This is a genomic window from Lonsdalea britannica, from assembly GCF_002111595.1.
Classification (GTDB): domain Bacteria; phylum Pseudomonadota; class Gammaproteobacteria; order Enterobacterales; family Enterobacteriaceae; genus Lonsdalea; species Lonsdalea britannica.
Window position 1 is genome coordinate 190,229 of the sequence record NZ_LUTN01000005.1, and the last position, 14,530, is coordinate 204,758.

Below are 14,530 nucleotides of genomic sequence, written 5' to 3' on the forward strand. Positions count from 1 at the left end.
TCCCTCAGCGACTGATCGTTCTTATACTTACTCTACGGAATCGCCCGGCCGCATGGTCGACAAGCCGCCCATTACCTGCGTGGTCGGTGTAATTTCAATATTGCCGAAGTTAACGTTTACCGGCGCGGCAAGGACGAATGCCACGGTGTCCGCAATGTCCTTCGGCGTCGGTAAATCGAAACCATCAATGTAGCGACGGCGGGCATCTTCAATATCGCCCATCGCAATCCCAATGATGTCTGTGGCCACACGGCCAGGGCAAATTTCGGTCACACGAACCATCTTGCCGTAACAATCCAACCGCAGTTGGCGAGACAGGGCATGTACGCCCGCTTTGGTCGCGTGATAAATGGAGTTGCCGTTGAAGTTGTAGACGGCAGCGATAGAAGTGACGTTGATAACGTGTCCGCAGTTTCGCGCCTTCATGCCTGGCACTAATAAGCGGCTGAGGTGCAACACCGCCCGCAGATTGACGTCCACCAGCGTATCGATCACCTCTTCATCGGCATCCAGAATCGAGCCAGAACGGGAAACGCCCGCGTTGTTCACTAGCACATCGACCTGAATCTCACTACACAGGCGCGTGAGCGCGTCCGTATCGCTGACGTCGATAGCATGGGGAATACAGCCTGTTCGGGCAGACAGCTCGGCGAGTTGTTCTCCGCGGCGCGCTACCGCGTGGACCGTCAGCCCTTCCTGACACAGGCGCTCGACGATCGCTTCGCCAATACCGGCTGACGCGCCAGTCACCAATGCAGTTTTATAATCTGAAAATGGCATGTTCAATCTCCTTGTAAGATGACAGGACATCCGTGTTCGGTGCCCTATCTTTTTTCCTACTCTAACTAGCCATGACAAGCAAGCATAAGACATAAACGGTTTGAGGCGATAAGGACGACTTATAACGAGGTTTTCTCCCAGCTCTGCTGGCGAATTTGCTCTGAAACCGGCGCAATACGCAGGCCGGTTTCTTCAATCGCCGCGCGCAGCGTTTTAACCATCTCAATCGCCTCAGGCGTATCGCCGTGCACCAGAATCGAGGAGACATCGAGTGTCAGCGTGTCGCCATCAATACTCTCGATGGTGCCTTCCGTCAGCAATCGGCGCACCCGCGCTTTGACCTGTTCGGTATCGTGAATGACCGCGCCCGGTTTGGCGCGGCTGACCAGCAGCCCGTTACTTTCATAGGCGCGATCGGCCAGAAAAACGCACACCACGCGTAAGCCAAGCCGACGCGCCACGCGATCCACGGCGTTTCCCGCCATCGTGCTGATAATCATGTTTGGATCGAAGGTTTTGACCGCCCGCAGCAGGACATCCGCCAGCGCTTCATCCTCAGAAACCATATTGCCAAGGGCGCCGTGAAAACTCATATGGGTCAGCGGATAGCGCGCCGCGTTGGCGAACGCCGACAGCGCCCCGAGCTGATAAGTGACGTAGTGCGCCAGCGTATCGTGTTCGATCTGCATTCGACGGCGGCCGAATCCCATCAGGTCGGGAAAACCGACGTGCGCGCCGAGATCGACGTGATGGTGTTTGGCCAACTCGACGGTTTTCGCCATGATCGCGGCATCGCCCGCGTGGAAACCGCAGGCGACGTTGGCCGAGGTGATCAGCGGCATCAGCGCCGCGTCGTCCGCTATCTGATAGTCGCCGAAGCCTTCGCCGATATCGGCATTTAAATCCATCGATTTCATCATTAATCCTCTGTTTTTCTCAGGGTGAGGATGACGCTGTCATACTCGACCGCATCGCCTTGCCTGACCGGCATCGATGTGACCGTGCCATCGGTCGGACTCAGTATGGGCAGATAGGTCAGCCCAATCTTTAAGAGCGCCAGCAGCGCGCCTTGCCGGACGACAGAACCGAGCGAAACAAACGTTTCATCACGTCCCGGATACTGCACACAGACCCTGCCGGGCAGGCAGGCCCGCACGATCTCCGTCGGCACACTCGCTTCGGCTTCCCGCAGTCCGGAGGACATCGCCGTCGGAACATCGCCAGCCGGTTCAAACCTGAGACGAACATGGTAATCGCTGCCGCCAATCTCTATTTGGGTTAACCCCGAGCGGCGCATCTTGTGGGCCACCACACGTAGCTCCCGGAGTGCTAATGGGCTGTTTTGCATAAATATCCTGTCAACTCGTCCGACATCATTTCGCCACGCGACGGGCGCTTCCCGTGAATAGCTGGACAGACAGGCGGTCAACACAGGAAAGGGGGACGTTGGCAGGCAGGGCGCAAATACAACCGGAATCGCCGCCTGTCGCCGACGTCCGACAACCACCCGTCGCCCCGGCGTACTGGGGATGTTCGCACTCTAACGTGGCGACAGGTTGATTCGGTAAGAGGGTTTCGCTTTGCAACGATAAGGGAGACTTATTACCCCACCAGCGCCAGCGGACGGTTGTCCGTGGTGCGTTTCACCATCAGCGACAACAGGATGTCTTTCACGACTTTCGCCGGTTGCGAAAGCGGCAAATGGTCCGACATGCAAAACGTCAGGGAGACCTGAATATTCGGATCGACGATCTTCGCCATCCACCCGTTGCTGGCCTGCAGCATGGCGCGCGCGGCGGACTCCGGCATGATCGTGCAGCCTAATCCTTCGCTCACGGCGGCATTCAGCGTCGTTTGCGACTCAATTTCGCAGTTGACCTTGTAGGACACGCCCGCCTGAATAAAGGCATCATCCACGCCTTTGCGCATCGTGTTGTAGATTCGCGGCAGGAACAGGTCGTAACGCGCGACCTCAGCCAGAGAAATGCTGCTTTTCGGCGCGTCCAGCACGTGCGGGCAGACGAAATAAAGATCTTCCTTCATCAGCGGCATAAAACGCAGGCCGTGGATCTCGCGGCTACCGTAAATCACCGCCATATCCATGCGCCCGTTCATGATCAGTTCACTGAGCGTAGTGCCGAAGTTTTCGTTGAAATACAGCACGATGCCGGGATGCTGCCGATGCACTTCCTTCATTAGCGGCAGCGCCAGCTGCTGGGCGGCCGTCCCCGGCGCCAGACCGACGGATACGCTGCCCGAGAGGGTCAACCCGGCGCCGTCGATGGCGATTTGCGCCTGATCGCACTGGCGCAGGATAGCCTGAGCATGCGTGTAGAGAATTTTGCCCGCTTCGGTCGGCGTGACGCCGCGCTTGGTGCGGATTAACAGCTGCTGATTGACCTCGCCTTCCAGCGTCGCCAGCTGCTGGCTAAGAGCAGGTTGCGCGATATGAAGAACATCGGCGGCCTGCGTCAGGCTGCCCACGTCAACGATCTTGATGAAATATTTAAGTCGACGGAGATTCATAGTGGCTTCCTCACTGCGGGATCTTGAGGTTAATCAAAGCAAGATTGGGGCCAACGCGCATAACCGTGGTTCTGGGGCGATAGAGAGTGTGATTTCAGTGGGTTAGACCATATGAGCTCGCCGCGTCTGTCACGAGTCATTCCGCCTTTTGCACCATACTGAAGCAATGCGGTCACCATCCCCCACAGGCCTGACACCGGCAACCATCGCGTTCGGTTATGTCACCACAACAAAGCGCTATTGGCCTCTGCGCCGGGTTCACTTTTATGCTCTTCCCAACCTGGGTCTCTCATCGACCTGCTTTTCGCACCGTGCCGCACGCCTGATCCTTCCGTTGCAGGCCTCACCGGCATGACGCCCCTGACTGACTGGAATCTCCGCACATGCCTGAAATTGCCGATCGCCTAAAAAATGTCACCGTTTCCGCTTCTGTGGCCATGACGCAGAAAGCGCGAGATCTCGCCGCACAGGGTATCCATGTTATTGGCTTATCCACCGGGGAACCGGATTTTCCCACACCGCGACACGCCTCGGAGGCCGCCTACGCCGCCGCGCTGGCGGGCGATACCCGCTATCCACCCACCGACGGGACACCGGCGCTGCGCGCGGCTATTCAGCGTAAGTTCAAGCGCGACAACCATCTGGACTACGATATCAGTCAGATCATCACCGCGGGCGGCGCCAAGCAGATTATCTTTAACGCCTTCATGGCGACGATCAATCCGGGCGACGAAGTGTTGCTGCCGTCCCCCTCATGGATTAGCTATGCCGATATCGTGAAGTTCGCGGGCGGCGTTCCGGTGCCCGTGGCCTGTCCGCAGGAAAACAACTTCAAACCCTATCCGGAGGCGATTAAGGCGGCCATCACCCCGAAAACCAAATGGCTGTTGCTCAACTACCCCAGCAACCCCACCGGTTCGGTCGCCAGCCGGGCCGATTTGCAGGGGATCGCGGACGTCATGCTGCGATATCCCGATATCTGGATCCTGAGCGACGACATTTATGAACATCTGATCTACGACGATGTGACCTTTTACACGATGGCGGAAGTCGAACCCCGACTGAAAGATCGCGTTCTGACGGTCAACGGCGTCTCCAAAGCCTGGTCAATGACCGGCTGGCGGCTGGGCTTCTGCGGCGGACCAAACGACCTGATCAAAGCGATGAGCAACGTCAATACGCAGAACGCAGGCGGCGTGACCACGTTAACGCAGGCGGCGGCCGTCGCGGTACTGGACGGCCCGCAGGATCTACTGAAAGAGCGCGCGGAGATTTATCGCCAGCGACGCGACTATGTGCTGGAGCGCCTGAGCGCTATCCACGGCCTGCTGTGTCACAAACCTCAAGGCGCTTTTTACCTGTTTGTGAACATCGCCGCGTTGATAGGGAAAACCACCCAAGGCGGCCGCTACATCGCCAACGATGCCGACTTCGTGATGGCGCTGATGGAAGAGCACCACGTGGTGACGGTGCAGGGCGCGGCTTACGGTATGAGTCCCTATTTCCGCCTCTCCTACGCCACCAGCATGGAGATACTGCAAAAAGGCTGCGACCGTCTGGCCGCCTTCTGCGAAGGAATGCGTTAAACGTCATCTCACCGAGTCTGACAAAAGAACGGGGCCGCTTCTGCGCCCCGTTTTTTATGCCTGCAAGCGCTCCGTTCAACCGCACGACATACTGCCAGACGCCACGTAGGCAAAGAGAGAAACCTGCGGGGGAAACCGCGCAGAGAGAGGAACAGTACGTCGTTATTCAGAGGAAGGTGAGAGAGGCTCAATTGCGCTGATGCCGCCGCCAGATGGACAGGCCTGCGGCACCCGGTGATTAGCCGTTCAGCGCCACGGCTGCGACCTGATGACAGCTGCGGGTGACGGCAGACAGGTAGTCCCTCACCGCGCGATTGACGGCGATGGCCTCGGCGGCATCGCTTTCGATGAGTTGCAGCCGATCGCCCGCCTGCGCCTGTCCCAATCGCCACAGGTCGTCTTCGATAACGCCCGCGATTTTGGGATAGCCGCCTGCCGTATTGGCATCGCTCATTTGAATGATGGGTTCGCCCGCCGGAGGCACCTGCACAATGCCGGGGATCAAACCATAGGAGCGCATTTCAACCGTTCGGGACGGGACGAGCGGCTCGCCGCTCAGGCGATAGCCGGTGCGATTGCTGTGCCGGGAAATGGTCCACGATTGCGACCAGAAACGCGCGGCGTCATGAGCAAACAGGTCGAATTCGCCAGAGGGGATCGCCCGTAGTTGAATCACGCCCTCCGGGCTAACCGGAAATACGTCAGCCAAGGCCACCGCTGGGGGCACCGCGCCAATCCCGCCCTTCGGCAGCGCACACCGCATCGCGTCTCCCGTCGGCAGACGGTCGCCTTGCGTCAATGGTCGGCCTTCCAGTCCGCCGAAATTGCCGCGCAGCGCGGTACTGCGCGATCCCATCACCAACGGAACATCGATGCCGCCCGCCACGCACAGATAACCGCGAGCGCCGCTGCGGGGATACGACATCTCTAACACCTGCCCGGCCTGCACCGCGCAGGCCCACCAGGGCGGCAGCGCGTTACCGTCCAGCACGGCGCGGCAATCGGCGCCGGTCAGGGCGATGGCGCCGTCAGCGGTGAAACGGACGCGGAAAGGGAAAAGTTGTACTTCAATCCCCGCGGCATTTTCGTCATTGCCGAGCATCAGATTGCCGACGCGCAGCGCCAGCGCATCCATCGCCCCGCTGACCGAGACGCCGATATGGCGAAAGCCGGTGCGGCCAAGATCCTGAACGGTATTCAACGGACCGGTTTTGATGACCTCAATCACAGTTCAATCCTCTCAGGCAGAAAACGGACGCGGTCTCCCGGCGCCATGACCGCGGGCGTGTCCGCCCAGGGGTCGAAGAGCGGCATATCGGCGAAGCCGATCGCGTTCCAGCCATTTGGGCCGGTCAGCGCCGACACCCCCGTCTGCGCGCCGCCGATGGTCACGGTGCCTTTCAGCATATTCAGCGACGGCACTTTTTTACGCGGGGTGGCCAGCGCCGGGTCCAGACCGTGCAAATAGCCAAACCCCGGCGCGCTGCCGAGCGCGAAAACCGTGTACTCGCCCTGATAATGACGGCGAATGACGTCTTTCGCCGTCAGACCGGTGAATTCGCATACGGCATCCAGATCCGTGGCGTGCTCACCGCCGTAGCATACGGGAATGTCGATCCGTTTGCCCTGCGAGGTGACAGCCGCGCACGGTCCCAACCTTCCCTCAGCAGATCAACGACGGCGGACGGCTCCGGCGGCGTCTGCTTGAACAGCACCAGCAGATTGGTCACGCCGGGGATCAGGGATTCGATATCGTCACGTTGCCGCAGTAACGCCGCCAGCGCCCAAATGCGCCTTTGCGCCGGCAGGTCGAAATCGCCCGGTGCATCAACCAGATAGGCCCGACCGCCAATCGTTGACACTTTTACCTGCTCGCCCTGACTGACGAGCGTCAAGGAGACGCGCTCCGGCACGTCGCGCGACAGCATGGTCATGAGTTATTCCAGCGGTTCGAATTTCAGACTTGAAAGCGGCTGCACTTTTTCTTCGCGCACCATCTTGTACTCGGTGTTCGGTCCAATCCAGGTATTCCAGATTGTGTCGATCGTGCCCGCGTCGTCCATCGTCTTCAGGCTGCGGTTCACGGCCGCCAACAGCGCCGGTTCGTCTTTTTTCATACCGACGCCAATCGGCTCGAGCGCCATCGGCTCTTTGATCATGCCCAGCTCGATACCGTCTTTTTGCGCCTGAGAAATCATTTTAATGGCGGTCATAGTGTTGGTGACGAAGCCCACCACTTTGTTTTGTTCCAGCGCCAGGAAAGCAGAGGCCGCATCCTGGAAGGTCACGGCTTTAGCGCCCGCCAGATGGATGGACTGCTCGGAGGTGGTGCCTTTGGTCGCGCTGATGCGTTTGTCTTTAAAGTCCGCCCGCGTTTTGTTTTCGTTCGGCTTCTTCACCACCAGCATCTCTTTCGCCACATAGTACGGGTCGCTGAACTGAATTTGGTTGCCGCGCGTTTTGGTGTAGGCCAGGTTGGCGACCAGCACATCGGCGCGGCCGGTGGCGATGACGGCGATGCGCGCCTCAATCGAGGTCGGCATCAGGTTGGCCTTGACCCCCATCTCCTTCGCCAGCGCATGACAGAGATCGACATCCATCCCCGCCAACTGACGCGTTTTAGGATCGGGAGACGAAAACGGCGGCACGTCGGAGTAGACCGCACAGTTCAACTGACCGCGAGCGTGGATATCCGCGAGTAAATCCGCGTGGGCGGCGGGTGACAATGCCGCCAACAGAGGCAGGGTCAATACGGCACCCGAAAGCAATTTCAATTTCATCACGAATTCCCCGCTATTTTAATTAAGATTCAGAGTTCTTCTGACGCCAACGCGGCAGAAGCGGTATGAAGTAACTTACTAAAAATAAACAGATAACAGCCATCACGCTGTGTGACTCTTCAAGCAGTTTGACTATAGAGGCGAAGAAAACCGATGTATAAGACGGAAAGCGTGTGTGGTGATATGGAATTTGTATGACGGGAGGAAAATATAAGGAAAAACTATCCAGACAGAACGAAATTATCTTAACGGACGCGAACGCAGTCACTCTATGGTTAGGGCAATTTCCCGCATCAGGAAAGCGAATGCCGATATTGCAGCCGAAGAGTGAAAATAGACAATGAATTCCAGAATGGGCGTACTCTTGAAAATAATGTCGGCGCTGTGCGCGACATTAATGCTGGCCTGCGTCAAAGGATTAAACGGCGCAATCCCGACCGGCGAAGTCATTTTTTTCCGTTCGTTCGTCGCGTTATTTCCCCTGCTGATCTGGCTCAAGTTTCAAGGCAATATTCTCGACTTAATCAAAACCCGCAACCTTTTCGGCCATTTAATCCGTGGTTTTTCCGGCACGGGCGGTATGTATTTTAACTATCTGGCGCTGGTCTATATTTCGTTGGCGGACGTGACCGCCATCAGCTACGCCGCCCCGTTATTTACCGTCATCATGGCGGCGATATTGTTAAAAGAGATCGTCCGATTTTATCGTTGGCTGGCTGTCGTGGTCGGCTTCTCGGGCATCCTTGTCATGCTGTCGGCGTATCTGGGCGCCAGCGGCTCTATCTTTTCCTCCACCTCCGGCGTCGCCACCGGCTCAGCCATCGGCGTCGTTTTCGCGCTACTGGCCGCGCTCTGCACCGCCGCCTCGTCGATACAAATTCGCTTCCTCAACGGCGTAGAGAAGCCCGGCGCCATCGTGTTCTATTTCTCGCTGATGACGATGTTTATCGGTCTGGGCACGCTGTATTTCGGCTGGCTGATGCCGACTTATCCCCAGCTCCTGCTGCTGATTGGCTGCGGTTTTTTCGGCGGGATGGCGCAAATACTGATTACCCTAAGCCTGCGCTACGCCGACGCCTCGCTGCTGGCCCCTTTCGACTACACCACGCTGGTCTGGTCCATGCTGATCGGTTATCTCTTCCTGGATAGCGTGCCGGGGGGCTCCACCATCGCCGGCGCGGCCATCATCGCCTGTGCCGGTATCTTTACCGTCTGGTGCGAACGCCGTAATAGGAAAGCGGTCATTCGGCGTTCAATCGTTTAGCGATGTCATCATTAAATATCCTTCTCTTTCCCCGCGTCAGGCTGATTGAGTCATCGTGGAGAATAGCCATAACCTGATGGATTAATAATATTTTCACCCCAGAATCATTCATCGCAACACTAATCCCTCTTTTTTTTATTTATCCCTCAGTCCATTAAAATAATTAACACTTTCCTTAACGAAAAAGATATATATTCATCGTGAATAGGGGAAGTTTCTGATGGCTTTGCGGTAAAAACATCGACTTACAATTTATTACCTCAGCTCAGAGACTTTATCTTCTTATAAGAACAAGCTTGATTTTTTGCGAGCGGCGCTGTTGTTAACTTTAGTTAAAAAAGATGCTATCCTCTGTGTCCGTTGTTGGATGACATCATTTCATACCAGTGGAAAATAGGGGTGCTCGCGATCGATAATTAACTTTCACACAGAGGTTAATGGTGATTTGGCGGGTGCTTTTAAAAGAAAAGACCATGAAAGTAGAGAATTTACAATATAAATATTATCGTATCTCCCATGCGCTGCGCTTAACGATTTCTTTTATTTTCGCTCTACTCCTGCTGGCAAAACTGGACCTGGTCAAAGACGTCTCGTGGATCCTGATCACTATGGTCGTCATCATGGGCCCGATGTCCTATAAAGGCAGCGTCTACCCCCGGGCCATCCAGCGCTCAACCGGTACCTTGATTGGCATCATCTTCGGTATTCTCTCGTTTTATGCCGGGAAGTACTCCTTTCCAGGCATGATCGTGATCATCGCCCTCGGTATATTTACCTGCGGCTACCTGACATTGAGCAAGATTCCTTATGCCGGGATACTGATTGGTATTACGCTTTCCGTAACCGTCAGCGCGTCAGGCGGAAATCTGGATATCGCGCTGTGGCGTATTTCTGACGTCTTTATCGGCTGCGTCATCGCCGTGATTTTTTCCAGTATTTTTCCGCACAAAGCGTGTATTCACTGGAATATAGAACTGTATAAACTCATATCCAATCTGCATCAGCTTTACTGCGCTAATTTATCTCGTAATCTATTCAACCGGCCCGAATTAAAAAATCTTAACAGTATTAATAAAAAAACCATCGCTAATATATTAAAACTCTCCGCGCCTGCCCAGAAAGAAACCAGAATAGATAAAAAAACTTATGCGTCACTCCAAGAAACTATTCTCGATATCATCTCTTATCTGAATCTGATAGAAAAAGCCTTCTGGGACTGCCCGGTTAGCCACAATATTATTTGCGCCTCCTCCCTATCGAAGAAAATTAATTACGCGATCGATTACCGTTTTAAAATTTTACAGGCGCTTATTCGCGACGATATTAACGATCCTGACGCCATCAAGAAATTCCATCATAAAGAGTTCGAACAGGATGTGATGGAGGAACTGAGGTCGACGCTGCTGGTCGAGCACGTCGGAAATGACATCGCGATAGAGAACAAAATTTACGGCTATTTCTATCTGGGCACCCAAATTATCGACAAACTGGATGCGTTGGCCATGCTGCTTAGCACGATGAAAACGCAACAGCGCAGGCATGTCCACCTGCGCGTCAGGAATCGCGCCGAATAACGCTCCCCGTCTCCTGATTCAGATCGCTCCCTCCTCAGGCGAGGCGTCAGCCCCAGCCGTGAAGCGACCGCGACAGCCTTAAGATACCGTTGAAAGACCTCACGCAATCGTTCTCTTTGCCGCACGCCGGGTTTTGCGTACAAGATAATGACTCTCAATACGCTAACATATTGAATAAATTTGATTATTCTTCTTTTTAATTCTCTGTTCTATATCAACATAGCCGTGGTGGGGAGCCGCTAGGATAAAAATCCAGCGCCAGACTACGAAGCCGCTATTCTTGATAGGACTTCACGCCCCAGCCCCATGCTTTTCGCTCTGGCCGGACAATTAAAAAGTGTGACGGTCGTCACCCAAAAAGTAAGCAAGCGCTTACTTTTTGTTATTTTACAGATAAAGTAAGACGCGGTATCGGCTTTTATTCATTGCCGAATCCTGCATCAACACGATCTTATCGGGAGAAGATATGAATCGGTTTATCGTCGCAAACGCCAAGGACTGCATCGGCTGTAAAGCCTGCGAGATTGCCTGTGTGATTGCCCATAACGATGGCGCTTATCCTGAAAGCGCGGAAAATTTTACCCCTCGTATCCACGTTTTTCATAAAGCCGAGCTGCACACGGCGGTCACCTGTCATCACTGTGAAGACGCCCCCTGCGCCGCCATGTGCCCAACACAGGCCCTGGTGAAAAAAGAGGACAGTATTCAGGTCATCGCCAAAAAATGCATCGGGTGTAAAACCTGCGTCATTGCCTGTCCCTTTGGCGCGATATCTGTGGAAACGACGGAAAAAACACCGGATACCGCAGCCGCTCACAAATGCGATCTCTGTATCGACCGCGCCGAAGGTCAGGCGTGCGTTGAAGCCTGCCCCACCCAGGCGTTGCGCTTAGTTAGTGAGCACACACTAGAGCAGCAGCGTCAGGAAAAACAGCGCGAGACGGCGCAGCGTTCCGCGCCCGGAAACTGGCGCGCGGCGCCGGCCTTTACGCCATCACGCCCCCCTCTGCTGGCTAAACGCAAAGACTGGCCGCGAATGGATGCCATCAAGAAATCGCTCAACGAGCGTATTTCCACGTTTAATGAAATCTACCTGGGCTTTACGCCGGAACAGACTCACGATCAGGCTGGACGCTGCATGACCTGCGGCCAGCACGCCATCTGCGAATGGACTTGCCCGCTGCATAACAACATTCCTGAACTCCTGCGTCTGGCGAAAGAAGACCGCATTATGGAAGCCGTGGAGCTGTCGCATCGCACCAGCAGCCTGCCGGAAATTTGCGGACGAGTCTGCCCGCAGGATCGTTTGTGCGAAGGCGCGTGTACGCTCGGCAAAGAGTCTTATGGCGCAGCGACCATCGGCAATATCGAACGCTATATCACCGACAGCGCCCTGAAAATGGGCTGGAAGCCCGACCTGAGTCAGGTCAAATCGACCGGTAAACGGGCGGCGATCATCGGCGCGGGTCCCGCCGGCCTCGCCTGTGCCGATGTCCTCACGCGTCACGGCGTCAAAGCGGTGGTCTTCGACCGCCATCCAGAGATCGGCGGCCTGCTGACCTTCGGCATTCCCTCATTCAAGCTGGACAAAGACGTACTGATCCAGCGCCGCGTGCTGTTTGAAGGCATGGGCATCGAATTCCATCTCAATACCGAGATCGGGCGTGATATTTCGCTGACGCAGCTGTTGGACGAATTCGATACCGTCTTCGTCGGCGTCGGCACCTACCGCTCCATGAAAGCGGGCCTGGATAACGAAGACGCGCCGGGCGTTTATGACGCGCTGCCGTTCCTGATCGCCAATACCAAACGGGTGATGGGCCTGCCGGATTTAGAAGATGAACCTTACATCTCCATGCAGAGCAAACGCGTGCTGGTGCTCGGCGGCGGCGATACCGCCATGGATTGCGTGCGCACCTCAATACGTCAGGGCGCGGAGTCGGTCACCTGCGCCTATCGTCGCGACGAAGCGAATATGCCCGGATCGAAAAAAGAAGTGAAAAATGCCCGCGAGGAAGGGGTGGAGTTCATATTCAACGTGCAGCCGCAGAAAATCTGCCTCAATGAACAAGGCGAAGTCTGCGGCGTCAGCCTGATCCGCACCGAGCTGGGCGAGCCGGATGCCAGCGGCCGCCGCCGTCCGCAGCCGGTTGCCGGTTCCGAGTTCATCCATCCGGTGGATGCCGTGATTACGGCGTTCGGCTTTCAGTCTCACGCTATGCCGTGGCTGGATGACGCACAGGTGCAACGCAATAAATGGGGGCAGATCGAAGCCCAACCGCTCGGTCGTCATGCCTGCCAGACCAGTCACCCTCGCATTTTCGCAGGCGGTGACGCCGTGCGCGGCGCCGATCTGGTGGTGACGGCCATCGCGGACGGCCGTAAGGCGGCGCACAGCATGATCAACGCGATGTGCGAAACGCAGACGACCGGAGCGACCGCTCGCGTCGATTTGAGGGAGCCGGTGCGATGAATGCGTTCGTGATTGCCGACGCCAGCCAGTGCATTGGCTGCCGCACCTGTGAAATCGCCTGCGCCGTCGCCCACACGGGCGGCGGGCTCAGCAGCCTGAACACCGCGTCGTTCGCCCCTAGGCTGAAAGTCATCAAAAGCGCCGACGTCAGCGTGCCGGTACTCTGCCATCAATGCGAGAACGCTCCCTGCGCCAGCGCTTGTCCGCAGGGCGCCCTGGTCGCGCAGAACGACAGCATTCAGGTGATCTCTTCACGCTGCATCGGCTGTAAAAGCTGCGTCATCGCCTGTCCCTTCGGCGCCATTCAGGTGGTGAGCTCGACGCAAGAGGCGGGAGACGCCCGCGCCCACAGCGAAGTGCGTAAGTGCGATTTATGCGACGGCGTGGCCGACGGCCCTTCCTGCGTCAGGGTGTGTCCGACCTCGGCCCTTCGGTTGGTCACGCCCGATGCCCTGCGCCGACAAAGAGAAGAGCGACAATGGCAGTCGGCGGGAGATAATTCCCATTCGCCAGATAGTCGCCTTTCTGGCGGGTTCCGGCGCAACAATAGCAGATTGGACGTCACAATCTCCGTCATCCCATCACGCCGCGCCCTTATCTCACCGGCGCTTCCGCTGACGGTAACTCTCCTTGCTCCGTTGCAGCAGGGAGAGAATTTTGACGAAAGCAGCTTCAGTACCAATAATTGAATAATAATCCGTAAGTTTGTGCTTAGTTAATATTTTTGTCTGTGATATATAGCATCGCAGCGTTTATATCGTCTCTGCTAACCTCGGACGCCACGATTTGCGTCATTATCATGGAGTGAACTATGACCTGCCATTTCGTCAGGTGGACCAGCACGGAAGTTTTGCCCAGTCTGCAACGCCTGTCTGACGACCTGATCGCCTCAACGCAAAGTTTTTCGATGAAGCGGCGCGAGCGCTACCTGAAAAGCCGGGCGTTATTGGCAGAACTCATGTTTTATCTGTTTGGCTATCCAATGTTGCCCCCATTGGCGACGGCGCCCAATGGCCGCCCCTGTTTTAGCGATATCAACCTGCCCAGCTTCAGCCTGAGCTACGCGGGGAATACCATCGGGCTACTGTTGAGCGAGTCAGGCAGTGTGGGAATGAGTATGGAGATCATCCATGTACGGGCGTCCCAACAGCCGCAGTCGGTATGGCAAACGCAGGCGGAAAAGGCGTGGGTAGACGCTCAAATCGATCCGCTGGAAGCCGCCTCTCAGCTTGCAGTCATCCGCCAGTCCGTGCTCAAAATACCGGAATTTAATCTGAAGGGGAGCGAGTCATTGAAGCTTCATCCGGCGTCCGGACGACTGCGCGTAGCGCATTTGCCGGAGGTAGAGGCGATGAGCGACATCGACGATTATCTGGCCTGGGCCTGCGCGCGGACGCCTCAGCTAAACCGTCTGGTACTGTGGAACTACACGGTGGCGGGAGGGCTCAGCAAGACATCGGAGATTGTTCAGCAACAGCGCCAGTCAGCGCGGTTTATGAAATTGACCAGCCACCCGGCGGAAAAAAAATAACGCGGCGATGGCCGCG

The 14,530-nt window shown here is 56.2% G+C and carries 11 protein-coding genes and 2 pseudogenes; 6 read left to right on the forward strand and 7 right to left on the reverse strand.

Annotation, left to right across the window (positions count from 1 at the left end; translation table 11 throughout):
• Nucleotides 1-27: 27 nt before the first annotated feature.
• The 4 genes from AU509_RS06365 to nac form a co-directional block, all read right to left on the reverse strand.
• Nucleotides 28-780, reverse strand: a complete 753-nt coding sequence (locus AU509_RS06365; RefSeq protein ID WP_085650653.1) for an SDR family oxidoreductase — start codon at nt 778-780, stop codon at nt 28-30.
• A 119-nt stretch (nt 781-899) separates the two neighbouring features.
• Nucleotides 900-1,697, reverse strand: coding sequence for a LamB/YcsF family protein (locus AU509_RS06370; protein WP_094117938.1), 798 nt, complete (start codon nt 1,695-1,697; stop codon nt 900-902).
• A 2-nt stretch (nt 1,698-1,699) separates the two neighbouring features.
• Nucleotides 1,700-2,092 carry an acetyl-CoA carboxylase biotin carboxyl carrier protein gene (locus AU509_RS06375; protein WP_139824023.1) on the reverse strand — a complete coding sequence of 131 codons (393 nt, stop codon included), beginning with the start codon at nt 2,090-2,092 and terminating at the stop codon, nt 1,700-1,702.
• A gap of 290 nt (nt 2,093-2,382) precedes the next feature.
• The gene (nac, locus tag AU509_RS06380) at nt 2,383-3,306 is read right to left on the reverse strand and encodes a nitrogen assimilation transcriptional regulator NAC (protein ID WP_094117939.1); all 924 of its coding nucleotides are present in this window, start codon (nt 3,304-3,306) and stop codon (nt 2,383-2,385) included.
• A gap of 383 nt (nt 3,307-3,689) precedes the next feature.
• Here nac and AU509_RS06385 point away from each other — a divergent pair, with 383 nt between their 5' ends.
• Nucleotides 3,690-4,892 carry a pyridoxal phosphate-dependent aminotransferase gene (locus AU509_RS06385; RefSeq protein ID WP_094117940.1) on the forward strand — a complete coding sequence of 401 codons (1,203 nt, stop codon included), beginning with the start codon at nt 3,690-3,692 and terminating at the stop codon, nt 4,890-4,892.
• Nucleotides 4,893-5,130: 238 nt separating this feature from the next.
• On the opposite strand, the gene AU509_RS06390 is transcribed toward AU509_RS06385, so the two are convergent.
• The 3 genes and pseudogenes from AU509_RS06390 to AU509_RS06400 all read right to left on the reverse strand — a co-directional run bounded on the left by AU509_RS06390 (nt 5,131) and on the right by AU509_RS06400 (nt 7,672).
• On the reverse strand, nt 5,131-6,120 hold the full coding sequence (locus AU509_RS06390) for a 5-oxoprolinase subunit C family protein (RefSeq protein WP_094117941.1): 990 nt from the start codon (nt 6,118-6,120) through the stop codon (nt 5,131-5,133).
• A pseudogene (gene pxpB / locus AU509_RS06395) lies at nt 6,117-6,820 on the reverse strand (5-oxoprolinase subunit PxpB). The gene AU509_RS06390 and the pseudogene pxpB overlap by 4 nt, the downstream one beginning before the upstream one ends.
• Nucleotides 6,821-6,829: 9 nt before the next feature.
• A complete protein-coding gene (locus AU509_RS06400) occupies nt 6,830-7,672 on the reverse strand; it encodes a transporter substrate-binding domain-containing protein (protein ID WP_085650646.1) in 843 nt (280 codons plus the stop codon).
• Nucleotides 7,673-8,012: 340 nt separating this feature from the next.
• Between AU509_RS06400 and AU509_RS06405 the strand changes: the two genes are divergently transcribed.
• The 5 genes and pseudogenes from AU509_RS06405 to AU509_RS06425 all read left to right on the forward strand — a co-directional run bounded on the left by AU509_RS06405 (nt 8,013) and on the right by AU509_RS06425 (nt 14,514).
• A complete protein-coding gene (locus tag AU509_RS06405) occupies nt 8,013-8,936 on the forward strand; it encodes a DMT family transporter (RefSeq protein ID WP_085650645.1) in 924 nt (307 codons plus the stop codon).
• 473 nt (nt 8,937-9,409) lie between these two features.
• A complete protein-coding gene (locus AU509_RS06410; protein WP_162896328.1) occupies nt 9,410-10,510 on the forward strand; it encodes an FUSC family protein in 1,101 nt (366 codons plus the stop codon).
• A gap of 466 nt (nt 10,511-10,976) precedes the next feature.
• Nucleotides 10,977-12,983 (forward strand): formate-dependent uric acid utilization protein AegA, encoded by a 2,007-nt coding sequence (gene aegA / locus AU509_RS06415; protein WP_094117942.1) that lies wholly within the window; start codon nt 10,977-10,979, stop codon nt 12,981-12,983.
• A pseudogene (locus AU509_RS06420) lies at nt 12,980-13,486 on the forward strand (4Fe-4S dicluster domain-containing protein); the annotation flags it as partial. The gene aegA and the pseudogene AU509_RS06420, both read left to right, overlap by 4 nt.
• 308 nt (nt 13,487-13,794) lie before the next feature.
• Nucleotides 13,795-14,514: a 4'-phosphopantetheinyl transferase family protein gene (locus AU509_RS06425; protein WP_085650641.1), complete on the forward strand. Its 720-nt coding sequence runs from the start codon at nt 13,795-13,797 to the stop codon at nt 14,512-14,514.
• Nucleotides 14,515-14,530 lie beyond the last annotated feature (16 nt).